Below are 23,222 nucleotides of genomic sequence, written 5' to 3'. Positions count from 1 at the left end.
CAAGAGAATAATGCTAGATAAATTACAGATAGTAAAACAACGCTACGATGAGGTTTCAGATTTAATTATCCAACCGGATATTATTTCTGATCAAAAGCGTTATGTACAACTAAATAAGGAATACAAAGATTTAGGTAAAGTTGTGAAAAAAGCGAATGAATATGAAACGCTTTTAAACAACATTAATGAAGCCAAAGAAATAATTGCTGACGGAAGTGATGCCGAAATGGTAGAGATGGCAAAAATGGAAATGGATGAAGCTAAAGAAAGAATTCCAGTTTTAGAGGAAGAGATAAAATTCTTGTTAATTCCTAAAGATCCTGAAGATGGAAAAAATGCTGTTGTAGAATTAAGGGCAGGAACAGGTGGTGACGAAGCTAGTATTTTCGCTGGAGATTTATTTAGAATGTATACTAAATATTGTGAAGGAAGAGGTTGGAAAGTTTCTGTAGTTGATTATAGTGAAGGTACAAACGGTGGATTTAAAGAAATACAGTTTGAAGTTTCTGGTGAAGATGTATACGGAACTTTGAAATTTGAGGCTGGGGTACATCGTGTACAACGTGTTCCACAGACAGAAACTCAAGGACGTGTTCATACTTCGGCAGCAACATGTATGGTTTTTCCAGAGGCTGAAGAATTCGATGTTGAAATTAATCCTAAAGATGTACGTATTGACTTTTTCTGTTCGTCTGGACCTGGAGGACAATCGGTGAATACGACATATTCTGCGGTTCGTTTAACACATATACCAACAGGATTAGTTGCACAATGTCAGGATCAGAAATCACAGCATAAGAATAAAGAGAAAGCCTTTAAAGTATTACGTTCTAGATTATATGATTTAGAGTTGGCTAAGAAACAAGCCGAAGATGCAGCGAAAAGAGGTTCAATGGTAACATCGGGAGATCGTTCTGCTAAAATTAGAACGTATAATTATCCTCAAGGTCGTGTTACAGATCATAGAATTGGTTTAACATTATACGATTTACAAAATATTGTAAATGGAGATATTCAGAAAATCATTGATGAATTGATGTTAGCAGAAAATACTTCTAAACTGAAAGAATTAGGAGAAACAATATAAGAATAGCGCAACCTTCGGGTTGCGTTTTTAGTTACTATATTTGTTAACGTATGAAATATAGTAGAGAACAACTTCTAACCATTGCGTTTTATAATGTAGAGAATCTTTTCGATACAATTGACGATCCTTTTACAAATGATGATAAATATACTGCGAAAGGGGAACGCAAATGGACACACAAGAGATACCGAAGAAAACTTAAGAAAATTAGCTATGTTATTTCCCAAATAGGGAAGAAGGTGTCCAAGGAAACACCGGTTATTGTAGGTTTAGTTGAGGTTGAAAACACAAGAGTTTTAGAAGATTTAGTGGCTCAAAAAGATCTGAGAAATCACGGATATAGATATGTTCATTTTGATTCAAAAGATGAACGAGGAATTGATACTGCTTTACTTTACAGGGCACAATTCTTTGAGCCAGTTTCCAGTAAAAAGTTTCAATTTAATTTTCTTGATGAAGATGGTACAAAAGATCACACGAGAGATGTATTATTAGTGTCTGGATTTTTGAACGAAGAATTGGTTCATATAATAGTCAACCATTGGCCATCGAGAAGAGAAGGAGAAGAGGAAACTAGACCTAAACGCATACAGGCAGCAAAAGTTGTACAGAAGGCTGTTGAAGAGATAAGAAGTAAGGATTCTGAGGCAAAGATTATTATTATGGGCGATTTTAATGATAATCCTGATTCTGAAAGTATAGAACAACATTTAGTAACAGAAGATTTCTATAATCCAATGTTAGGGCTTCAAAAACAGGGATTGGGTACGTTATCCTTTAGAAAGGAGTGGTATTTATTTGATCAAATTATTTTATCGAAAAACTTCAAGAAAAAGGAAACTGAACATGAGTTCTTAGATGTCAGAATATTTAATAAGAGATGGTTGAAAACACATAAAGGAAAATTTAAAGGTAGTCCATTTAGAACTTATATTGGGCCGTGGTATAAAGGCGGTTTCTCTGACCATTTTCCTATTTATGCAACTTTCCTTAAGAAATAAAAAAACCAGCTTTAAAAGCTGGTTTTTTTGTCTATATAAAATAAAATTATTCTACTGTTACAGATTTGGCCAAGTTTCTTGGTTGATCTACATTCTTTCCTAACATAACTGCTATATGGTATGATAGTAGCTGTAAAGGAATTGTAGTTAATAAAGGAGTCAATGCTTCTTCAGTTTCAGGAATCTCAATAACGTGGTCTGCGATTTCTTTTACAGTTTCGTCACCCTCAGTAACGATCGCTATAATTTTTCCACTTCTCGATTTGATTTCCTGAATGTTACTAACTACTTTTTCATAATGTCCTTTTCTCGTTGCAATAACAAAAACCGGCATATTTTCATCAATTAATGCAATTGGTCCGTGCTTCATCTCTGCAGCAGGATAACCCTCAGCATGAATATATGAAATCTCCTTAAGTTTTAAAGCTCCTTCTAAAGCTACAGGGAAATTAAATCCTCTACCAAGATAAAGACAGTTAGTAGCGTCTTTATAGTGATATGCAATTTCCTTTACAATAGGGTCTATTTTTAATAATTTTTCAACCTGATTAGGAACTTGCTGCATAGTTTGTAAATAAGTATTTACAGCAGTTTTAGATAATGTTCCTTTCGCTTGAGCTAATTTTAAAGATAGTAAAGTTAATACTGTAATTTGGGTAGTAAATGCTTTTGTAGAAGCAACACCAATTTCTGGTCCAGCATGAGTATACGCACCAGCGTGTGTTTCTCTTGCTATAGAAGATCCTACTACATTACAAACTCCAAATACAAAAGCTCCTTTTGATTTAGCTAATTTAATAGCAGCTAAAGTATCAGCTGTTTCTCCAGATTGAGAGATAGCGATTACTACGTCTTTTGGAGTAATAATTGGGTTTCTATATCTGAATTCCGATGCATATTCAACTTCAACTGGAATACGCGCCATATCCTCAATTAAGTATTCACCTACTAAACCTGCATGCCAAGAAGTACCACAAGCAATAATAATGATTCGATCAGCATTTAGGAATTTACTAATGTTATCATCAACTCCAGCCATTCTAATAATACCTTCATTGGCTAACATACGCCCTCTGTATGTATCAATTATAGCTTTTGGTTGTTCGTAAATCTCTTTTAACATAAAGTGGTCGTATCCACCTTTTTCAATTTGATCTAAACTTAATTTAAGTTCTTGAATATCTGGATCAACAGGTTTGTCGTTATCAATTTTTCTAACTTTTACTTTTCTACCTTTTTTGATGATAGCTAATTCTCCATCCTCAAGGTATAAAGCATCTTTTGTAAATTCGATAAAAGGAGATGCATCAGAAGCAACAAAAAACTCTTCGTTGTCTTTTCCAACACCAATTGCAATAGGACTTCCTAATCTTGCTACAACAAGTTCATTTGGTTTTGTTTTGTCAAAAACAGCGATAGCATAAGCTCCAATAACATTAGTTAATGCTAATTGAACAGCTTTACCTAATTTACATCCTTCAGTTTTTTTAACTTCTTCTATTAAGTTCACTAAAACCTCAGTATCTGTATCACTCTGGAATTTGTAACCACGAGAAATTAATTCTTTTTTAATGGTATCATAATTCTCAATGATTCCATTATGTACAATTACTAAATCTCCTGATTCAGAGAAATGAGGATGAGAGTTTACATCGTTAGGAACACCATGTGTAGCCCACCTTGTATGTCCAATTCCTATTTTTCCTTTCTTTCTTGTTTCTTGATTGTTAGTGATAACTTCTAAATCAGATACCTTTCCTTTTGTTTTGGAAAGATTCATAGATTCTCCGTCATACATCATAATACCAGCGCTATCATATCCTCTGTATTCTAATCTTTTAAGACCGTTTATTACAATAGGATACGCATCTCTATCACCAATATAACCTGTGATTCCACACATAATAATTTTTTAAGTTGTTGTTTTATTTCTAATTATCTTTTTCTTCTGAGTATGATATTACTAACTTAATTCTATTTTCACCATTCGTTGCTTCGTGATTATACAAAGTAACTCCTCTTGGGTTCCAGTTATAAGTATTTACCTCTGTTTGTATAAAGTTATTTATAATAGAGGCATCAGTAGGATTATTATAAACCTTAAGAACAAGTGGTAAATTATCATCAGATTGTCCAGTTACCAAGTTCGATATATAATCCGTAATCCTGATAGTATATTCTTTAGGTTTTCCTTCATCATCATCAGTTAAACCTCCTCCGTAGAATAAAGGCTCTGTGTAGCTATCTTCAATTTGTTCTGCATTCCCTTTATTATTTTTAAATAATAATAATCTTAAAGGAACTTTTGTGGTGTCTCTAGAAGCATCAATGTTAAAAACTAAGGAAGCATCAGTAATTAAGATGTTTTGGGATCTTAAGTCCTGTAATTCTGTTCCGTTTAAAATTTGAAGTTTTGCCATACTACCAGCAGTTCCTTGAATTGCAATACTATTCGAAGGTACTGGGTTTTGAGGTGCAGTCATTTTGTATTTACTGTTAGTAACCCCAGCAAAGTTGAAAGAATAATTACCAACAATCGTATCTTTGACGACACCTTCATCTAAAGTAGTTATTGTATAGTAAAACTTAACACGTGGTGCATTTGTTCCCAATGATAATGGAACCATAGATCCGTCCGCTCCTTCTGTTTTTAAAATTAATCCTCTGAAATAGTTATTAAAATCATTTTGAGTAGTAAATTCAGCATCGCCGAATTTGTCCCAAAATAATTCCTGCATTCTAGTTTTGTTCAACGGAACTGTTAAGAAAGGAATACTATTGGTTAATTTAATAGTATCTTTAAAAGTAGCTCCAGTACTTAATTCTCTATCTAAAACGTATAATGTATCGGTAGGGTCAGGTGTGAAAGTGAAGCCTGGATCATCATTTAATAATTCCGTTTCAATATAATCCGCATCAGACATATAGCTATTTTGATCTGAGGGATTGTTAGGATCTAAAGTATTTAAGAAAGTTCCATTTCTATGAACTTCTAAAGTCATAGGAATAGTAGAATTTCCTAATAAAGAATCTAATCTAAATTTAGGTTTTCCATCTGCTTCATCATCTAATGCCGTTGAAGTGTAAGGAATTTCTAAAACCGCTTGATTGAAAACATAAATTGAATCAACATCATCATCTCCATCATTTGAAGTAACTTCTGCAGTTCTAGGATTTGTAATTAGTGCAAGTTGACTGATAATTGAAGCTTCTATCTTTTCATAGTCAGGATTGTTATAAATCCCTAAGAGATATTCTCCTAAACTACCAATACCTACATTATCAGCTCTAACAGCGTCAACGATACTATCAGTCATTACAACTTCAAGTGTAATTTGTTTTGTATCGAACTGATTGTTGCTAATAACATTACCTCCAATTTCACGAAAGTCTTTTTCGCAAGAAATCACAAATAAAAGTGAGATTACAGCTACACTTAAATAAACAATTTTTTTAGTCATATTTTAATTTGAAAAATTTAAGAATCTTGAAGCTCAAGAACATTCTCTTTGTAGAAGTCTAAATATGCTTCAGTTAAATACTCTTCAGATTGGTAGTCTAGTACCATAACGCCACTATCATTAATGAATTGTTCAAATTCTGGAGAATATTCGTTACTTCCTTTAATAACAGCATCAGAATTTAAAACCGCATTTCTCAAAATGTTTTCTTGAGTTGGTGTTTCTAAATGAGCAATACTGCTATTATCAATTTTATCAAATTTAACCTTGTTGATTAATTCGCTATTTAATTCACCTTGGAATTCATTGCTGTATAACGAAGTAACAATTTTACTGTCAGTAAATAAAGGCTCTTCTTTGTAGTATTCTTTTAAATATAAAGGAAGTAAAGAAGCCATCCATCCATGAACATGAATAATATCTGGTGCCCAGTTTAATTTTTTTACTGTTTCAACAACTCCTTTTGCAAAGAAAATCATTCTTTCATCGTTGTCATTGAATAGTTTATCGTCTTCGTCCGTGTATATCGCTTTTCTTTTGAAATACTCATCATTATCAATAAAGTAAACTTGCATTCTTTCTTTTGGAATAGAAGCTACTTTAATAATTAATGGCATATCCATGTCGTTGATAATCAAATTCATTCCAGACAATCTAATTACTTCATGTAACTGATGTCTTCTTTCATTAATCACGCCGAAACGTGGCATAAAGATTCTGGTTTGAACTCCTTTAGAATGTGCAAATTTTGCAACATTGAATGCGGTAGATGATAATTCTGTTTCTGGTAAGTAAGGAATAACTTCCGAAGAAACGTACAATATTCTCTTATCCTTCATTAAATCTAACTCTTTTAAAGGCGCAAAACTACGAAATTTTATGCTAAAATCCTGTTAAATTGCTAATTTTGCCCATATCGTAACATACATTTAATGAAAATATTCAAGTCAAAATCCGATTTAAAAATCTATTTAGCGGAAGAAAAAAAGAAAGGAAATAGAATCGGATTTGTACCTACGATGGGTGCTTTGCATGAGGGACATATTTCTTTGGTAGAGAAAGCTATACGTAAGACAGATACTACAGTTGTCAGCATTTTTGTAAACCCTACACAGTTCGATAATAAGGAAGATTTAGATAAATATCCGAAAACGTTTGAGAACGATGTTGCTTTATTAGAAAGTGTGAATTGTGATGTGTTGTTTTATCCTTCAGTTGATGAAATTTACGATGAGAATGTAATCGCAGAAAAGTTTGATTTTGATGGTTTAGAGCATCAAATGGAAGGAAAGTTTAGAGATGGACATTTTGATGGTGTGGGAACAATTGTAAAAGCTTTGTTTGAAATTGTAGAACCAGATGTTGCCTATTTTGGAAAGAAAGATTTTCAGCAATTACAGATCATTAAAAAATTGGTTGAGAAATATAATATTCCTGTTAAAATAAAAGGAATGCCAATTTTTAGGGAAAAAGATGGTTTAGCAATGAGTTCTAGGAATGCTAGGCTAACAAAAGAACACAGAGAAGCAGCACCGTTTATCCATAAAATTCTTAAGAAAGCAAGAAAAAAAACTGGCACAAAAAATGCTAAAGAAATTATAGAATGGGTAGAAAATCAATTTAAACAAAATCCGCTTTTAGAGTTAGAATACTTCACCATAGCAGAAGAAAAAACTTTAATATCTGCAGAAAAGTTCGAGCCTAAGAAGAGATATAGAGCTTTCATAGCAGTTTTTGCAGGTAAAATTCGTTTGATTGACAATGTCCGATTCAAAAACAATTAACAAATAATAAAAGATAGATTCTTTAAAAACAGTATTTTTGTAGCATGTTAGTACAAGTAGTAAAATCAAAAATTCACCGAGTAAAAGTTACTGGTGCAGATTTAAATTATATTGGAAGTATTACCATTGATGAAGATTTAATGGATGCGGCCGGAATTATTGAGGGAGAAAGAGTTCAAATTGTAAACAATAACAATGGAGAGCGTTTAGAAACTTACGCGATTCCTGGACCAAGAAAAAGTGGAGAAATAACATTAAACGGAGCAGCGGCAAGAAGAGTTCAAAAAGGTGACGTATTAATTTTAATCGTTTATGGATTTTTGGATATCGAAGAAGCAAGAAAGTTTAAACCTCAATTAGTTTTTCCAAATGAAGAAACTAATTTACTAGAATAAAATTACTTCAAGTTGTCGTTAAAAAAAATTATAAAAACAGTATTACCTCTCGCTTTGGGAGGTTTTTTAGTTTGGTATTCTCTGTCAAAAGTTTCGATTGAAACCTTAGTACAATATTTTAAGAATGCTAATTATTGGTGGATAGCTTTAGGTTTATTCTTTGGTGTTTTAAGTCATTTGTCACGTGCTTATCGCTGGAAGTTTTTATTGGAGCCTCTAGGTTATAAACCAGATTTCGGAAATAGTACAATGGCAGTGCTTGTTGCTTATCTTGTGAATTTAACGATTCCAAGAGCTGGAGAAGTTTTCAGAGCTACTGTAATGACAACTTATGAGGAGATTCCTTTTGAGAAAGGCTTCGGGACAATTGTTGCAGAACGAATTGCGGATTTAATAATGATGTTATTAATCATCTGCGTTACCCTTTTTGTACAGTTCGATTTCATTTACGAATTGCTTATGAAGAATTTTTCTCCTTCTAAAATTCTTATATTGTTAGGTGGGTTAGTTTTAGGAATCTTAATTTTTGTAAGATTTGTTAAAAAAGCATCTAGCGGTTTGGGTTTAAAAATAAAAAACTTCGTTACTGGACTAGTTGAGGGAGCCATGAGCATCTTCAAAATGAAGAACAAATGGGCGTTCATATTTCATACCGTTTTTATTTGGCTGATGTATGTTGCCATGTTTTGGGCAACAATACCAGCAATAGAAAGTTTTAATGTGCCTTTTGGAGCTGTTTTGGTTGGTTTCATAGCAGGAGGATTTAGTATTGCTGCAACCAATGGAGGAATTGGGTTGTATCCTGTTGCTGTAGCAGGTGCATTCGCTTTATTTAATATTCCAGAAGAGCCAGCGAATGCTTTTGGTTGGATTATGTGGACAGCTCAAACTGCGATGATTATTATTTTCGGAGGATTATCGTTTTTATTTCTACCAGTTTATAATAGACGTAAATCATAAGCTAAAGACTATTGATTTTACAATAATTTAGAGTCATATTTATGGTTATATTTGCTCTAAAAAATTTGTTATGTTAATATTCTTCGGGGTTAGAACTCCTATGATAGGATCAGTTCTTATTAAGCAAAATGTTTCATGTGATTATTGTAATGTCGATAATAATTTACGAGTAACGGTTTACGGGTCTTATTTTCATGTTTTTTGGATTCCAATTATATCATTTGGAAGAAGTGTAGAAGTTACTTGTTTGCATTGTAAAAAAACGTATAGTGAAAAAGAAATACCAAATAATTTAAAACCGGCTGTTGATACTATTCTACGAGCAAAAACAATGAAGTCGTCTAAATGGCATTCATTCGGTTGTTTGATTATTGGTTTTGTTTTTCTTTTGACTTTTCTTTTAGCTATTTATGCATTAATCTATAATACATTTAATTCAAAGACTGATTTTAATAACGAGAATGAAGTTCAAGAAACAATAAATTTAGATAAGGAGTATTATCAAAAGAAACCTAAAAAAGTTGCAAAATGGAGAAAAGAGCTAAATAATCTTATGGATTATTCTGTAATCGAACCTAGTATTTTAGAAGATCCAGTTGCTCATAACATAAAAAATTGTCTGGAACCCAAAACTACATTTGCGGAGGAATATAGTATGAGTTACACGACTAAGATAATCGAAGACAGGATATTAATTCTTATAGAAGTCGGAGATTACAATCAGTATTCAGAAGATCAAAAGAAACAATTGTATACTAATATTGAGTACTGTGTCAAGAATGTTTTAAAAAATGAACCTTATAAAGTTTATGTTGGCGTGTACAAGAAGAATAATTTATTCATGCAGCAATCTCCAAAAGAAACAATTAAAGATAGTACAGCTCTAAAGTCAGAATTATTGAAAAGTTTTTTTGAGTAAATTATTATAAAATTAATGAAAACTATGATAAAGAAAATATTACTTCAGATTACATTTATTTTAAGTGGAATAGTTACCTATTCTCAAACTAATTCGATTTATCCAGATTTCACTAAACACAGCTTAAATAAGGTTGTAAAAGAGGAAAATTGGAAAGTTTTAATTAAAGTAGAGGGTTCTTTAAATAAGAATAAACAAAAGGATGTTGTACTTGTGTTGGAATCAAAAGATAGTTTAATAGAGCAACGAATAGGTGAGAGGGCTAGAAAAAATTTACCAAGAATATTAGTAGTGTTTTTAGACGATAAGATAATCGTTCAAAATAACACTTTTATAGCTCGAGGAGACGAAGGAGGAATGCTTCTTAATTTAAAACCAGAAATTTCTATTGATAAAGATGAGTTAATAATATATTATCAATATACAAGAGGAAACCAGAGTTACACGTTTAAAATGGTTAAGAACAACTTGTGCTTGATTAAAGCTCAAAGTCATGATGTTCATAGTTCATCTGGGGACACAGAAGGTATGTTTTATGATTTTAAGAAAAAATCTTTGACTATAACTAAAGGAAATATTTCAAGTGCTTCGGAAAAAGATGAAAAAGAAATATATACTATTGAACTAAAGAATGGTTTGAAGAAACTTTCGGAGTTTGCTGAAATGTATAAGTGGGAAGTTTTAGAGGGTCGATACTTATAAATTTCTTTTCTTTGTATCAATATAAATCTCTTCTAAATGGCTAAAACAAAAACAACGTATTTCTGTCAAAATTGTGGAGCACAACATGCTAAATGGGTTGGACAATGTCCGAATTGTAAAGAATGGAATACAGTTGTTGAAGAAGTAGTTCAAAAAGAAGAAAAACGAAACTGGAAATCACCATCTAATTCTCAAAAAATAGTGAGTAAACCGCTGAAGATTCAAGAAATTGAATTGAATACAGAGGAGAGAATTCATACTAGAAACAATGAACTTGATACTGTTTTAGGAGGTGGATTGGTAAAAGGATCAGTTGTGTTATTAGGAGGTGAACCAGGAATTGGTAAGTCTACACTGTTACTTCAGATTGCATTACAGATTACTGAGAAAGTATTATACGTTTCAGGTGAGGAGAGTCAATCTCAAATTAAAATGAGAGCAGAACGTTTGGCAAATCAAAATTCAAATTGCTTAGTTCTTACAGAAACAAATACGCAACAAATTTTTAGAAATGTTGAAGAGGTGGAACCAGATGTTTTGGTTATTGATTCCATTCAAACATTATATACAAACAATATTGAAGCTTCTCCTGGAAGCATTTCCCAGATTAAAGAAACGTCCGCAGAACTTATAAAATTTGCCAAAGAAACCAATACACCAGTTTTATTAATTGGGCATATAAATAAGGAAGGAAACATTGCCGGGCCAAAAATCTTAGAACACATGGTGGATGTAGTTCTTCAATTTGAAGGAGATAGAAATCATACCTATCGAATATTAAGATCTCAAAAAAACAGATTTGGTTCAACGGCAGAATTAGGAATTTATGAAATGTTATCTGATGGTTTACGAGAAGTTACCAATCCATCTGAAATTCTAATTTCTAAAAAAGACACTGATCTAAGTGGAACTGCAATTGCGTCAACTTTAGAAGGAGTTCGTCCGTTAATGATAGAAATACAAGCGTTAGTAAGCACTGCGGTATACGGAACGCCACAACGTTCTACAACAGGTTATAATCTAAAGCGATTGCACATGATTTTAGCTGTTTTGGAAAAACGAGCAGGTTTTAAACTAGGTGCTAAAGATGTATTTTTAAATGTAACTGGTGGAATTTATATTGACGATCCGGCTATTGATTTAGCAGTTGTAGCGGCAATTTTATCTTCTAATCAGGATATTGCTATAAATCCTGATGTTTGTTTTGCGGCTGAAGTTGGTTTAGCAGGAGAAATTCGTCCGGTTCCAAAGATTGATCAACGAATTGTAGAAGCTGAAAAACTGGGATATAAAACTTTTGTAACATCTAAATACAATAAAATTACCTCAAAAAATCATTCTATTAAGCTAATTTTAGTTGGTAAAATAGAAGAAGCTTTTGCAACTTTATTTGCTTAAATAAAATCAAGATTAGAGAACTTTTTATTTAGAATCTTATTATTATCTATACCTAACCACTTATCAAGTAGTGTCGCATAAACTTCTCTAAAATCTATAGAAAATTTTAAATCTCCGTTATTATCTAAGTCATCAAGATTAGGTAGTGCATTATATATTCCATTTTTCTTTAAATCTTTACCAATAACGAATACATTATTAGCTGTTCCATGATCTGTTCCGTTGGAACCATTTTGTTTTACACGCCTTCCAAATTCAGAAAAGGTGAGAATTAAAGTGTCTTTAAATTGATTGTTTTTCTCTAAATCTTTTACAAATGCCTCTATACTTTCAGCATAAACTTTTAATAATCTTGATTGCCTGTTTGTTTGATTGGCATGTGTGTCAAAACCAGTTAATCCAGCGTAATAAATTTGTGTATCAATTCCTGAAGAAATAAATTCAGAAATGGTTTTTAATTGCTTTCCAAAAGCGTTTTTTGGATAGTCTACACTAGATGAACTTGTTTTCGTTTTCTCGTAAATATAAGCTGCTGATGATTTCGCATCGATCATGGTATTGTATAAGTAACCAAGATTGTGTTCACTTAAATGTGAATCGTTCGAATATTTGTTAAACACATTATCGAAAAACGGCTGATTTAACAAACGATGAAATAGTTTTGGATTTGTAATTGCCAATCCATTTTGATTATTCCCTTTAAGTATTAATGATAAACTTTCATCTACTTCAATTGCTCTGTAGGGTTTAGCGTTTGTTTCATCTAAAAATCGACCAACCCAACCTGATTGTAAATATTGATTGCTATCACTTGCAGTCTGCCAGATATCTGTTGATCTAAAATGTGAACGATTCGGATTAGGATAACCAACATTATTAATAATACTCACATAACCATTATCAAATAATCGTTTTAGAGGTAATAAACTTTTATGAAAACCCAGTTCACTGTTAAGGTTTAGTAATTCGCTTTTTTGAATCCCAATTCTTTGACGATTTTGATAGTAAATATCATTTCTAAAAGGAACAATAGTATTCAATCCATCATTTCCTCCTTTTAATTGAATAATAACAAGTTTTTTGTAATTATTAAGTTCAGGTAAACCATGTTCAAAAGCTTTTAAAAACTGAGGAACAAAAAACATTCCTCCTGTCGCTAAAGATGTTCTTTTTATAAAATTTCTTCTTTTCATTTTTTTCAAATTAACAAAGTTGGTATTCAGGTAAAGACATCAGTTGAATGCAGAAATCCTTTTTGGGTAAATCTTTATATTGATTCATGATTTCTTTTGTTCCACTAGTAATTGGACAGAGAATTAAATTTTCGAAGAGTTCTTCATTTGAAATTGACTCATAGTTTTCATTGAATTTCTGCCAATTTGTTTCCGTTTTTATAAAGGCTCTTTTTCTTCTTTTTTCTTTTTTAATTGAATTAACAACAGCTTTAAAATCGTCTTTTTCTGAGTAACTAATCTCCGCATTGTTTAAAAGAACAGAAGCTAATCTTAATCTTGTAACCATAGTATTGCTGTCAATCCAACCTTTACCGGTTTTCCAGCCGGCAACATTTGGAGGGAAAAGTAAAATTTGACCTAGTAATTTTTGAATAAGTAATTGCTGTTTTGGTTTTTGAAAACTAAAAGGAACTGTTTTATGAATAGTTGCTAAAAGTTCAATCGGAGACTTTATTTTAGCTCCAATATTTTCTTCATCGTAAAACCAATCTGAGGTCAATACATATTTCATCAGTTTTTCAATGTTATAATCTTTATAGAAAATGGAAGTCATTTCTTCAATTCTATTGGGTTTTATTTTGTCATTTACGAAGTATTTATACATCTTTTGGCAAATAAAACGAGCACATTGTTTTTGTTGAAGAATGATGTCTATTATATCATCTCCATCAAAACTACCTACTTGATCGAAAAACTCTTTTTCTCCATAATCATGCTGTCTTCTTCTAAGAATAAAATCTCCATTGAATCTGTGATTATAACCTGTAAAGGCTCTTGCGCTTTCTTGTATATCTTTTTCGGAATAATTTCCTTGTCCGAGTGTGAAAAGTTCTAAGAGTTCACGAGCAAAATTTTCGTTCGGACTGTTTTTTCTATTCTGTTTATTGTTTAAATATTTTAGCATTGCCGCTTCTTTGGAAATAGCTTTTACAAAATCTCCAAAGTTTCCCAATGCGTGTTTTCTTAGCGTATTGTTGTATTGTAAAATATGTAATACATTTTTGTCTTCACAAACAAAATGATTCGCCCAAAACAAGGTCATTTTTTCTCGTAAAACTTCCTTGGGATTTGCGAGTCTATCCATCCAAACTAAGTTTAACTCACGAACTTTTTTCCTGCTCATTTTCATTAGCTCTTGTCGCTTAGATTTATTTTTCAATGCTTTTAACGAAACAGAATTCAAGAAGCTTGTGTCGATATACAACGGAGTTATGGTTTCTGAAGATTCAAAAAGAATATTGACAACTTCAGTAGGAGTTTTAGAGTTGAGTTTCTCAACTTCGTTAGGAAGAATTCCAAACCCAATTCTATTATATAAATGAAGAATATGCTTGTTTTTCATATTATTAAGACTTATTCAGAAGAGAAAAGTTTAATTTAAATATAACGAAACTATGCAAGAATGCATTATTCAGTATTGAAAAACAATTAGTTAATGGTCTAGTTTTTTAGAATGTAGTTGGTGTTGTTTTCTGCTTTGATCCATTCTTTGTTTGCAACATGGTAAGACCACGTGAAAGATGCTGTTTTTTTGTCTTTATTTTCTTCGAAACCGTAGTGAGTTTCAAACTTAGATAAGCTAATATATCGATTCTCATCTATTGGGAAAATTTCAACTTTTGGTAAGTTATCGCGCTTATAAAATAATTTTCCTTTTTCCACCCAAAATGTTCTTGTACCGTAGGTTCCAGCTATTTTTTCATATTGTTTCAAAAGAGCTTTGTCTCCTTTTTTCTTTCTGTATTGTACATACGTTAACGCGTCTTTTAAGAACCAATGATTTGGGTATTTGGTAACTAAATCCTCAAATGTTTGTTCAAGATTATCGAACTGGTGCGACTTCAATAAATTATAGGCATTTGTAATTTCCGCAGTTTCTTTGTAATAATAGAAATCATATGTTTTGTTTCTATTGAATTGATTTACGATAACTCCATATACATTTCCTAAGCTGTCTTTTTGAAAATTATGCTTTGTTCCAGAAACCCATCCTGGATCTAAAGAAAGCAGAACATCTGAGTTTAAAGGAAACGCTCTATTCATTAGCTGATTCTTATAATGAATGAAGTATGAATTGTCTTTTTGGAAATATTCAATTTGTTGCTCAGAATTAATTGTTCTATAAATTCCTTTGTATGCGTCGTAGTCGAAGTTTGGTAGAGATGTTTTAATCTTGGCAATATATTCATCAATAGTTTTTTGGTAAATCGTCTCTTCTGGCCATTTCAACTTCATTGTAGCGTATGTCTTTTCTGCTTCTTCTATTTTATTTGCTGATAAATATGTGTATGCTTTGATACGCTGAATTTCTTCGGTATCTGGAGATAATAACTCGTATGCTTTTATAAGGTTTATAGCATCATCAAATTTTCCACTAAAAATTAATGATGTATAATAACTCCTCGCATTTTCTTCATTTTTGTTTTGATTGAATCGTTCTAAAGCATGTTGATAATGACCATCAATGTTTTTAGTTTCACTATAAACAATGTCTAAAAGACGATTATAATCTTCATTATTGGGTTCAATTTCTAATTGATAACCGATTAATTTTTCTGCATCTTCCCAACGATTGTAAATAATGTGTTTGTACATCAAAATCTCAAACTGACTTTGAATCGGTAAATTATTTTTCAAATCGTAGGCTTTGTCAATTAGATATTTTTCCTCCAATTCCCCATGACTATATCTATTTCTTCGAACAGCATTATAGAAGTATGCCAATGTAAACGAGCTATCAATTTTTACAGCTTCGTCATAATCTCTTTTTGCCCACGCTTCAAGTGCTTTCATAGAACCTGTAGTCATTTCTTTAATACTTAAATCGATATAACGATCTTGCATTTCTTGAACAATTCCTACGTTGTTTTTGATGTAAATACTAATTTCATCAATCAGCGCAAAAAAGTCTGGCCCTGTAAATGTTTTCTTCGCAATTTCTTTTCCGTTTTTACTATTGTGTACGGTAGGCGTGATCGTGTAAATTCCATTATCGACAGTGTACTCGCCATCAACAAAAAACTTATTGAAAACAGAACTTGCCTGAATTTTGTCGATGGTATTTTCCGCATATGAAACCTCAGGAGAAATATTTTTATCCTGTTTTAAATCTATTTCTAAGAGTTTGTTTATAGTATTTCCTAACCAAAGGCTTGTGCTATCTTTGGTTGATTGTTGAAAGTTGAATATAGGAACTCCAACTCTAAATTCTTGTTTTGTAATGGTTTCAGTTTGAATTTCACCTAAGTCATTTGTAAATGAAACTTCCTTTGTGGTAGATCCTAAATCACTATTTCCAAAACCAAAAAATAAAACTAAGGCAACAACAAGTCCGTTTAAGGGAAATATGATTTTTTCACGAAGTTTTAAAACTTTCTGATTAATACGGTCTTTATTGTAAAGATAAATCGCAAGAGAAGGAATAATACCAATAAAAACCCAGAGTAACATGTCTACCCAATAAGGAGAAATCTTATATCGCAGTAAAGCCCAATCTACAAATTGTAAAAAAGTCCAGGCAGCAACTAGGTAAGCAGCTAAGAATTTTAATACTGTTTGCCATTTCTTTTCTTTGTTGTTCCCCTCGTCAGCCATATTAAGATTAAGATGTATTTAGAATCTATAAAGTTGGTAAGCTAATTTAGATAAAAACTATAAAAAACAAAAACCTCGCTGTTGAGCGAGGTTTTTATTTTAATTGAAAAGGTGAATTATTTCTTATTCACTTCTTTAATATATTTTTCTAAAGCCATTGTCATAGAAGGTGTTTCAGGAGTTGGCGCAGCAATATCTACACGTAATCCTCTTGCTTCTACGGCTTTTATCGTAGAATTACCGAAAACAGCAATTCTTGTGTTATTTTGTTTAAAATCAGGGAAGTTTTCAAATAAACTTTCTATTCCAGAAGGACTAAAGAAAACTAATACATCATAAAATACATTTTCTAAATCAGATAAATCGCTAACTACTGTGCGGTATAAATCTGCTCTTTTCCAATCTACTCCTAACTTGTTTAATTCGTCTGGAATAAGTGGCTTTAACTTATCAGAACAAGGAAGCATAAACTTCTCGTCTTTATGTTTTTTGATAAGTTTTGTTAACTCAGGAAAAGTACGAGTACCTACATAAATTTTACGTTTACGATAAACTACATATTTTTGAAGGTAGTAAGCAACTGCTTCAGATTGACAGAAGTATTTCATGTCATCAGGAACAGTAAAACGCATTTCTTGAGCAATTCTAAAAAAATGATCTACAGCATTTCTACTAGTTAAAATAATTGCCGAGAAATTGTTTAAATCAATTTTTTGGGCTCTTACTTCTTTAGTTGGAATTCCTTCAACATGAATAAATGATCTAAAATCAACTTTTACCTTTTGCTTTTCAGCTAAGTCAAAGTATGGTGAAGTTTCTGTTTTTGGTGCTGGTTGCGACACTAAAATGGTTTTCACTTTCATAAAACTTTCTCTTTACGTCGTTGTTGTTTTATATATGATTAGCAAAGGAGCTAATTCGAGGGTGCAAAAGTACAAAATAAAATAGAAGAAGTTATTAAAAATCAGCTTTTTGTTATTTCTAAGTATTAAAAAACCTCTAAAAATCAACAATAAACATATGAAAACGAGTAAAAAAGTAATATTTGAATACCCGTAATGGAATAAGATAAGAATCGGAAATAACCACAAACTGATGTTGTATAGGTATCCGGACTTAGAGAAAATGAAATATCTTGTTTGTTCTTCAATATCAAGGGAATGAGCAATTATCCTTATGAACAGAAATTTTAAAATCATGTAAGCTGTCATTCCAGCAAGTACAAAAAGATAATTATAGAATTTTTCAACTAAAATATTTGATGCAACAAAGTATAGTGTCAGTGAAAAAATAAGAGTTGTAAAAAGAAAAATCAGTACATGAAATGTTGAGAAAGTAGATGGGTTTTTCTCGGCTCTGTTTTCGATAAAACCTTGAGAAAAAAGAGCAATAGAGTATCCTAAGAGCAACTGAGGTTTGTATAATTTCATCAATGCAATTAATACCAAAGCTAGCATGAAAACTAAGGTAATCCAATCATTTGATACTAAATTCCTACTAATAACTTCCATCAAAGTGTAGTGCTGAGAGAATAATTCAATTAACACAAAATTAGCAATAAATTAGTTTATCTTTGTCCATATTTTTAACGAAATTCAAATTAATGTCTGACACACTAGTCATCATTCCAACTTACAATGAAAAAGAAAATATCGAGGCAATTATAAGAGCTACGTTCGATCAAGAAAAGGCTTTTGATATTTTAATTGTTGATGATAATTCGCCTGATGGCACGGCTAGTATAGTTGAAAATTTACAAGCAGAATTTCCAAATCAACTTCATCTTGAAAAACGAACTGGTAAAAACGGTTTAGGTACGGCTTATATCCACGGATTTAAGTGGGCACTTGATAGAGATTACGAGTATATCATAGAAATGGATGCAGATTTTTCTCACAATCCTAATGATTTAATTCGATTGTATAATGCTTGTGCAATTGAAGGAGCAAATGTTTCTGTAGGATCACGTTATTCAGTAGGTGTAAATGTTGTGAATTGGCCAATGCATCGTGTATTACTTTCTTATTTCGCATCAAAATATGTTCGATTTATAACAGGAATTCCTGTAAATGATACTACAGCTGGGTTTGTATGTTGGAGTAGAAAAGTTTTACAAACCATAAAACTTGACAAAATTAGATTTGTTGGATATGCTTTTCAAATAGAAATGAAATACAAAGCTTGGAAGCATGGATTTTCAATAAAAGAAGTTTCTGTAATTTTTACAGATAGAACTTTAGGAGAATCTAAAATGAGTGGAGGAATTGTATCAGAAGCTTTATTTGGAGTTATAAAAATGAGATTAAAAGGATTACCAAAATAAATTATGGCAGCATCGTACTTAATAAAGAACGCAAAGATTGTAAATGAGAATACCGTTTTTAACGGAGATGTATTAATCGAAGGAGAAATAATAGCTAAAATAGCTACAGCAATTACTCCAACTAACGATGTTACCGTAATTGATGCTGAAGGAAAGTATTTAATTCCTGGAATGATAGATGATCAAGTGCATTTTAGAGAACCAGGATTAACTCACAAAGCAAATATTGGAACAGAAAGTAAGGCGGCGATTGCTGGAGGGATTACTTCTTTTATTGAAATGCCAAATACAGTTCCACAAGCTACAACACAAGAATTATTAGAGGATAAGTTTGAGATTGCAAGTAAAACATCTTATGCGAATTATTCATTCATGTTTGGTGGAACAAACGATAATTTGGAGGAGCTTTTAAAAACGAATCCTAAGAATGTTGCAGGAATCAAGTTATTTCTTGGATCTTCAACTGGAAATATGCTAGTAGATAACGAAGAGGTTTTAGAAAAGATATTTTCTTCAACAGATATGATTATCTCTGTTCATTGTGAAGATGAACAAACGATTAGAAATAATACGGCGAAGTTTAAAGCTGAGTACGGAGATGATATTCCAGTAAAATACCACCCAGTTATTAGAAGTGAAGAAGCATGTTATTTATCTTCTTCAAAGGCAATTGAATTGGCGAAAAAAACGGGAGCTCGTTTACATGTTTTTCACTTGTCTACTGCAAAAGAAATGGAATTATTTAGGAATGATATTCCATTAGAAGAGAAGAAAATTACTGCTGAAGTTTGTATTCACCATTTATGGTTTACAGATGCAGATTACGATAAGAAAGGAACACATATCAAATGGAATCCTGCTGTAAAAACAGCTAACGATAGAAAAGCATTATGGGAAGCTTTATTAGATGATAGAATTGATGTAATCGCAACGGATCATGCGCCTCATACTTTAGAGGAAAAAGCAAATGTGTATACTAAAGCTCCTAGTGGAGGTCCATTGGTTCAACATGCAGTTATTGCTCTTTTTGAAAAAGTAAAAGAGGGAGTGATTTCAGTAGAAAAGGTTGTTGAGAAAATGAGTCATAACCCAGCAAAATTATTCCAAGTTTCAAAAAGAGGATTCATTAAAGAAGGGTATTTCGCAGATATTGTATTAGTTGATCCATCTTCTTCTTGGGAAGTTGCTAAAGATAATGTTTTATACAAGTGTGGATGGTCTCCATTTGAAGGAGAAGAGTTTTCTTCAAAAATCACGCATACATTTGTAAACGGAGTACTAATGTATGATAACGGAACTTTCAACGAAGAGGTAAAAGGAAAACGTTTGTTATTCGATAGATAATGAAAAAGTTAAAATATATCATACCTATACTTGTTCTTTTTGTTTCTTGTACGGGAAATACAATTTACAAAGCGCCTGATAATCTTATTCCTAGAGATACTATGGTAATGTTATTAACCGACATGCACATAGCAGCTTCTGCCAGAGGAACTAAGAACAAGTTCAATAAAAAAGGTGTGATTTATATGCACTTTGTTCACGAAAAATACAATATAGATAGTACTAGATTTGATAATAGCAATAAATATTATACTTCTATAATTGATAACTACGAGAAGTTACTGAATGACGTAAAACAAAACTTACAAGATCAAGGTGTTGTTATCCAGAAAGAGATTCTTGCTAAAGATTCAATTAATAAAATTGAAAAAACAGATAAGAAGGACGTTAAGTTGGAAATTGATTCTTTAATTAAGAAAGTTCACGAAAAGAGATTAAAAAAACCTAATGAAACTCAAGAAGAGGAAGAATAATTACATATTAAATTCTGAACACACTTCTTGTATTACGTCATCAATCTTTTGAAACTTAAAGTTTAATATATCTATAATTTTACTGGTATCGTAAGCTTCCTTGTTATGTGAAGATCTAGCAGAGTTTTTAGTCATTAATGGGGTTTTGCCCGTTATCAATGTTAAAAACCAATCTATTCTCCAAAAAATAGAAGTCATTAACGGAGAGGCTTTAATACTTGGCTGTTTCACATTGAAATATTTAGCAATACTAAATAAAATATCTTTGAATGAGATGTTCTCTGCTACTAGTATAAATCGTTCATTTCGAATATCGGATTCTGTTAATTGGATCATTGCTTTCACCACATCTTTTACAGAAACAAATCCAGTAACTCCTTCTGTATAAAACTTAAATCCGTTATAAACTTGTGTAAACATTTTACCCGAACCTTCATTAAAAAATCCACTTCCTAAAATCACTCCAGGATTTACAATTACAACATCAAGTCCTTCTTGACTTCCTCTCCAAACTTCCATTTCTGCTCCATATTTGGTAATTGCATAACCATGTTTGTCGCCATTATCAACCCATTCGTTTTCTTCATTTATTTCTTTGTTATCAATAGAATCACCAATAGCAGCTATAGAACTTACAAAACAGAATCTTTCAATATTATTTGCGATAGCTAAGTTGACAAGATTTGCTGTTCCTTCAATATTGGTGTGTCTCATTTTATAGTAATCTTTCGGGTCAAAAGATACTAATGCAGCACAATGGTATATTTTAGAAATAGGATTTTCAAAAACAATTTGCAGAGAAGGAATATCAGTTAAATCAGCTTTAATCCACTGAATTTTTGAAAAATAATCATCGCTCTTTTCTGTGTAATAAGAGAATACTTTTTTAACTAAAGTTAGTTTTTCTTCAGTTCTATATATTGCAATGATATCATCATTTTCAAATGTTAGATGATACAATAAATGCGATCCAACTAATCCGGTTCCACCTGTTACTAAAATCATATAACAAAAATAGTTATAAATAAATCGTGACTTCAATTCAAAACCAGATTTTTAACAATGTCATTTATTTCAGATTCATCCAAAAAATTATAATTGAAGCTTAATTTTAAAATTTTCTAAATAGTATATTTGCGATTCACATTAAGTAAATTTAAAATGGCTAAAAATTTAGTAGAAGAGCTAAGATGGAGAGGAATGGTTCATGATATTATGCCTGGAACCGAAGAGCAATTAGAAAAAGAAATGACAAGTGCTTATATCGGTTTTGATCCTACTTCAGATTCATTACACATTGGAAGTTTAGTACCAATTATTTTATTGGTTCACTTAGAAAAATCTGGTCATAAACCAATAGCTTTAGTTGGTGGTGCTACCGGAATGATTGGTGATCCTTCTGGAAAGTCTGATGAAAGAAATTTACTTAATGAAGAAGCATTAGCGAAAAATGTAAATGGAATTAAAGACACACTTGCTCGTTTTTTAAATTTTGAAAGTGCTGAAAAAAACGCCCCTGTTTTAGTAAATAACTACGATTGGATGAAAGATTTTTCATTCATTGAATTTGCTAGAGACGTTGGGAAGAGAATTACTGTAAACTATATGATGGCCAAAGATTCTGTGAAGAAAAGAATCTCTGGAGAATCTGGAAGTGGAATGTCTTTTACTGAGTTTACCTACCAATTAATTCAAGGGTACGATTTTTACCATTTACATAAATCTCATAATTGTATGTTACAAATGGGAGGTTCTGATCAGTGGGGAAATATTACTACGGGAACAGAATTAGTGCGTAGAATGAATCCAGGTGGAGAAGCGAAAGCTTTTGCAATGACTTGTCCATTAATTACAAAAGCAGACGGATCTAAATTCGGAAAATCAGAAGGAGGGAACGTTTGGTTAGATGCTGATAAAACATCGGTATATAAATTCTACCAGTTCTGGTTAAATACCACAGATGAAGATGCAGAAAAGTATATAAAGATTTTCACATTCTTAGATAAGGAAACTATTGATGCTTTAATCGAAGAGCATAGAGAAGCTCCTCATGCTAGAGTTTTACAAAAGAAGTTAGCGGAAGAGGTTACTACATTTGTACATTCTAAGGAAGAATTAGATAAGGCAATTGCTGCTTCTAATATTTTATTTGGAAAATCTACATCTGAAGATTTAAAAGGACTTGATGAAGCTACATTTTTAGATGTGTTTGATGGTGTGCCTCAGGCTGTAGTTGAAAAAGCAGAATTTGAAGCTGGTTTAGATATGATTGCTGCGTTATCTGCGAAAACTCAGTTTTTAAAATCTAACGGAGATGCACGTAGAGCATTAAAAGAAAATTCTATTTCTGTAAATAAAGAAAAGGTAAAAGAAGATTACAAGATTGATTCTAGTGATTTAATTGCGGATAAATATGTAATTCTTCAGAGAGGTAGAAGAAACTATTTTTTATTAAAAGTAGAATAGTTTGAAATAGCTTAAGAAGCAATTTTCACATCCAATACAAGAGGGCATCGCTTACAGTTGATGCCTTTTTTCTTATACTT

Annotated in this window: 21 protein-coding genes; 12 read left to right on the top strand and 9 right to left on the bottom strand. The window is 31.7% G+C overall.

The features are described 5' to 3' along the window. The first annotated feature begins 10 nt into the window (after positions 1-10). Both prfA and ABNT61_RS10725 read left to right on the top strand, forming a co-directional pair. On the top strand, positions 11-1,087 hold the full coding sequence (gene prfA / locus ABNT61_RS10730) for a peptide chain release factor 1 (protein WP_348711131.1): 1,077 nt from the start codon (positions 11-13) through the stop codon (positions 1,085-1,087). Between the two features lie 50 nt (positions 1,088-1,137). Further along, positions 1,138-2,088 (top strand): endonuclease/exonuclease/phosphatase family protein, encoded by a 951-nt coding sequence (locus tag ABNT61_RS10725; RefSeq protein ID WP_348743202.1) that lies wholly within the window; start codon positions 1,138-1,140, stop codon positions 2,086-2,088. Between the two features lie 46 nt (positions 2,089-2,134). On the opposite strand, the gene glmS is transcribed toward ABNT61_RS10725, so the two are convergent. Genes glmS through ABNT61_RS10710 form a run of 3 tightly spaced genes read right to left on the bottom strand, consistent with a single transcriptional unit; the run spans position 2,135 to position 6,388 of the window. Beyond that, positions 2,135-3,991, bottom strand: a complete 1,857-nt coding sequence (gene glmS / locus ABNT61_RS10720; protein WP_348743201.1) for a glutamine--fructose-6-phosphate transaminase (isomerizing) — start codon at positions 3,989-3,991, stop codon at positions 2,135-2,137. Positions 3,992-4,019: 28 nt separating this feature from the next. Then, positions 4,020-5,549: a DUF4270 domain-containing protein gene (locus ABNT61_RS10715; RefSeq protein ID WP_348743200.1), complete on the bottom strand. Its 1,530-nt coding sequence runs from the start codon at positions 5,547-5,549 to the stop codon at positions 4,020-4,022. Positions 5,550-5,566: 17 nt separating this feature from the next. Next, the gene (locus ABNT61_RS10710) at positions 5,567-6,388 is read right to left on the bottom strand and encodes a glycogen/starch synthase (protein ID WP_348743199.1); all 822 of its coding nucleotides are present in this window, start codon (positions 6,386-6,388) and stop codon (positions 5,567-5,569) included. A gap of 93 nt (positions 6,389-6,481) precedes the next feature. Here ABNT61_RS10710 and panC point away from each other — a divergent pair, with 93 nt between their 5' ends. The 6 genes from panC to radA all read left to right on the top strand — a co-directional run bounded on the left by panC (position 6,482) and on the right by radA (position 11,707). Then, positions 6,482-7,333: a pantoate--beta-alanine ligase gene (gene panC, locus ABNT61_RS10705; protein ID WP_348743198.1), complete on the top strand. Its 852-nt coding sequence runs from the start codon at positions 6,482-6,484 to the stop codon at positions 7,331-7,333. A 44-nt stretch (positions 7,334-7,377) separates the two neighbouring features. Continuing rightward, positions 7,378-7,728, top strand: coding sequence for an aspartate 1-decarboxylase (gene panD, locus ABNT61_RS10700; protein ID WP_132795224.1), 351 nt, complete (start codon positions 7,378-7,380; stop codon positions 7,726-7,728). Positions 7,729-7,740: 12 nt separating this feature from the next. Further along, positions 7,741-8,688 carry a lysylphosphatidylglycerol synthase transmembrane domain-containing protein gene (locus ABNT61_RS10695; RefSeq protein ID WP_348743197.1) on the top strand — a complete coding sequence of 316 codons (948 nt, stop codon included), beginning with the start codon at positions 7,741-7,743 and terminating at the stop codon, positions 8,686-8,688. A gap of 70 nt (positions 8,689-8,758) precedes the next feature. Further along, complete coding sequence (locus ABNT61_RS10690) at positions 8,759-9,607, top strand: hypothetical protein (protein WP_348743196.1); 849 nt, start codon at positions 8,759-8,761, stop codon at positions 9,605-9,607. 24 nt (positions 9,608-9,631) lie between these two features. After that, the gene (locus ABNT61_RS10685) at positions 9,632-10,309 is read left to right on the top strand and encodes a hypothetical protein (RefSeq protein ID WP_348743195.1); all 678 of its coding nucleotides are present in this window, start codon (positions 9,632-9,634) and stop codon (positions 10,307-10,309) included. 36 nt (positions 10,310-10,345) lie between these two features. After that, entirely contained in the window at positions 10,346-11,707 is a 1,362-nt protein-coding gene (radA, locus tag ABNT61_RS10680) for a DNA repair protein RadA (protein ID WP_348743194.1), read from the top strand. On the opposite strand, the gene ABNT61_RS10675 is transcribed toward radA, so the two are convergent. The 5 genes from ABNT61_RS10675 to ABNT61_RS18575 all read right to left on the bottom strand — a co-directional run bounded on the left by ABNT61_RS10675 (position 11,704) and on the right by ABNT61_RS18575 (position 18,047). Continuing rightward, positions 11,704-12,900 carry a DUF1501 domain-containing protein gene (locus tag ABNT61_RS10675; protein WP_348743193.1) on the bottom strand — a complete coding sequence of 399 codons (1,197 nt, stop codon included), beginning with the start codon at positions 12,898-12,900 and terminating at the stop codon, positions 11,704-11,706. The genes radA and ABNT61_RS10675 overlap by 4 nt on opposite strands. A 10-nt stretch (positions 12,901-12,910) precedes the next feature. After that, positions 12,911-14,284 (bottom strand): DUF1800 domain-containing protein, encoded by a 1,374-nt coding sequence (locus tag ABNT61_RS10670; protein WP_348743192.1) that lies wholly within the window; start codon positions 14,282-14,284, stop codon positions 12,911-12,913. Positions 14,285-14,382: 98 nt separating this feature from the next. Next, positions 14,383-16,536 (bottom strand): tetratricopeptide repeat protein, encoded by a 2,154-nt coding sequence (locus tag ABNT61_RS10665; protein WP_348743191.1) that lies wholly within the window; start codon positions 16,534-16,536, stop codon positions 14,383-14,385. Positions 16,537-16,652: 116 nt separating this feature from the next. Next, a complete protein-coding gene (locus ABNT61_RS10660) occupies positions 16,653-17,399 on the bottom strand; it encodes a uroporphyrinogen-III synthase (protein ID WP_348711145.1) in 747 nt (248 codons plus the stop codon). Between the two features lie 12 nt (positions 17,400-17,411). Further along, positions 17,412-18,047 (bottom strand): DUF4271 domain-containing protein, encoded by a 636-nt coding sequence (locus ABNT61_RS18575; RefSeq protein ID WP_412766942.1) that lies wholly within the window; start codon positions 18,045-18,047, stop codon positions 17,412-17,414. Between the two features lie 92 nt (positions 18,048-18,139). Here ABNT61_RS18575 and ABNT61_RS10655 point away from each other — a divergent pair, with 92 nt between their 5' ends. The 3 genes from ABNT61_RS10655 to ABNT61_RS10645 are packed head-to-tail and all read left to right on the top strand — an operon-like array spanning position 18,140 to position 20,676. Continuing rightward, positions 18,140-18,859, top strand: a complete 720-nt coding sequence (locus ABNT61_RS10655; protein WP_348711147.1) for a polyprenol monophosphomannose synthase — start codon at positions 18,140-18,142, stop codon at positions 18,857-18,859. A 3-nt stretch (positions 18,860-18,862) separates the two neighbouring features. Beyond that, entirely contained in the window at positions 18,863-20,203 is a 1,341-nt protein-coding gene (locus ABNT61_RS10650) for a dihydroorotase (protein WP_348743190.1), read from the top strand. Next, positions 20,203-20,676, top strand: a complete 474-nt coding sequence (locus ABNT61_RS10645; protein ID WP_348743189.1) for a DUF4296 domain-containing protein — start codon at positions 20,203-20,205, stop codon at positions 20,674-20,676. Before ABNT61_RS10650 ends, ABNT61_RS10645 begins: the two co-directional genes overlap by 1 nt. On the opposite strand, the gene ABNT61_RS10640 is transcribed toward ABNT61_RS10645, so the two are convergent. Beyond that, positions 20,677-21,681, bottom strand: a complete 1,005-nt coding sequence (locus tag ABNT61_RS10640; RefSeq protein ID WP_348743188.1) for an NAD-dependent epimerase/dehydratase family protein — start codon at positions 21,679-21,681, stop codon at positions 20,677-20,679. Between the two features lie 156 nt (positions 21,682-21,837). Here ABNT61_RS10640 and tyrS point away from each other — a divergent pair, with 156 nt between their 5' ends. After that, the gene (gene tyrS / locus ABNT61_RS10635) at positions 21,838-23,142 is read left to right on the top strand and encodes a tyrosine--tRNA ligase (protein ID WP_348743187.1); all 1,305 of its coding nucleotides are present in this window, start codon (positions 21,838-21,840) and stop codon (positions 23,140-23,142) included. Positions 23,143-23,222 lie beyond the last annotated feature (80 nt).

This window comes from Tenacibaculum sp. 190524A05c, from assembly GCF_964036595.1.
Classification (GTDB): domain Bacteria; phylum Bacteroidota; class Bacteroidia; order Flavobacteriales; family Flavobacteriaceae; genus Polaribacter; species Polaribacter platacis.
Note: the sequence above shows the minus strand (reverse complement) of the source record. Positions and strands in the feature narration are given on the sequence as shown.

Coding starts and splice junctions, on each gene's coding strand:
- prfA (WP_348711131.1), top strand. CDS start 11: ATGCTAGATAAATTACAGATAGTAAAACAACGCTACGATGAGGTTTCA.
- ABNT61_RS10725 (WP_348743202.1), top strand. CDS start 1,138: ATGAAATATAGTAGAGAACAACTTCTAACCATTGCGTTTTATAATGTA.
- glmS (WP_348743201.1), bottom strand. CDS start 3,991: ATGTGTGGAATCACAGGTTATATTGGTGATAGAGATGCGTATCCTATT.
- ABNT61_RS10715 (WP_348743200.1), bottom strand. CDS start 5,549: ATGACTAAAAAAATTGTTTATTTAAGTGTAGCTGTAATCTCACTTTTA.
- ABNT61_RS10710 (WP_348743199.1), bottom strand. CDS start 6,388: ATGAAGGATAAGAGAATATTGTACGTTTCTTCGGAAGTTATTCCTTAC.
- panC (WP_348743198.1), top strand. CDS start 6,482: ATGAAAATATTCAAGTCAAAATCCGATTTAAAAATCTATTTAGCGGAA.
- panD (WP_132795224.1), top strand. CDS start 7,378: ATGTTAGTACAAGTAGTAAAATCAAAAATTCACCGAGTAAAAGTTACT.
- ABNT61_RS10690 (WP_348743196.1), top strand. CDS start 8,759: ATGTTAATATTCTTCGGGGTTAGAACTCCTATGATAGGATCAGTTCTT.
- ABNT61_RS10685 (WP_348743195.1), top strand. CDS start 9,632: ATGATAAAGAAAATATTACTTCAGATTACATTTATTTTAAGTGGAATA.
- radA (WP_348743194.1), top strand. CDS start 10,346: ATGGCTAAAACAAAAACAACGTATTTCTGTCAAAATTGTGGAGCACAA.
- ABNT61_RS10675 (WP_348743193.1), bottom strand. CDS start 12,900: ATGAAAAGAAGAAATTTTATAAAAAGAACATCTTTAGCGACAGGAGGA.
- ABNT61_RS10670 (WP_348743192.1), bottom strand. CDS start 14,284: ATGAAAAACAAGCATATTCTTCATTTATATAATAGAATTGGGTTTGGA.
- ABNT61_RS10665 (WP_348743191.1), bottom strand. CDS start 16,536: ATGGCTGACGAGGGGAACAACAAAGAAAAGAAATGGCAAACAGTATTA.
- ABNT61_RS10660 (WP_348711145.1), bottom strand. CDS start 17,399: ATGAAAGTGAAAACCATTTTAGTGTCGCAACCAGCACCAAAAACAGAA.
- ABNT61_RS18575 (WP_412766942.1), bottom strand. CDS start 18,047: ATGGAAGTTATTAGTAGGAATTTAGTATCAAATGATTGGATTACCTTA.
- ABNT61_RS10655 (WP_348711147.1), top strand. CDS start 18,140: ATGTCTGACACACTAGTCATCATTCCAACTTACAATGAAAAAGAAAAT.
- ABNT61_RS10650 (WP_348743190.1), top strand. CDS start 18,863: ATGGCAGCATCGTACTTAATAAAGAACGCAAAGATTGTAAATGAGAAT.
- ABNT61_RS10645 (WP_348743189.1), top strand. CDS start 20,203: ATGAAAAAGTTAAAATATATCATACCTATACTTGTTCTTTTTGTTTCT.
- ABNT61_RS10640 (WP_348743188.1), bottom strand. CDS start 21,681: ATGATTTTAGTAACAGGTGGAACCGGATTAGTTGGATCGCATTTATTG.
- tyrS (WP_348743187.1), top strand. CDS start 21,838: ATGGCTAAAAATTTAGTAGAAGAGCTAAGATGGAGAGGAATGGTTCAT.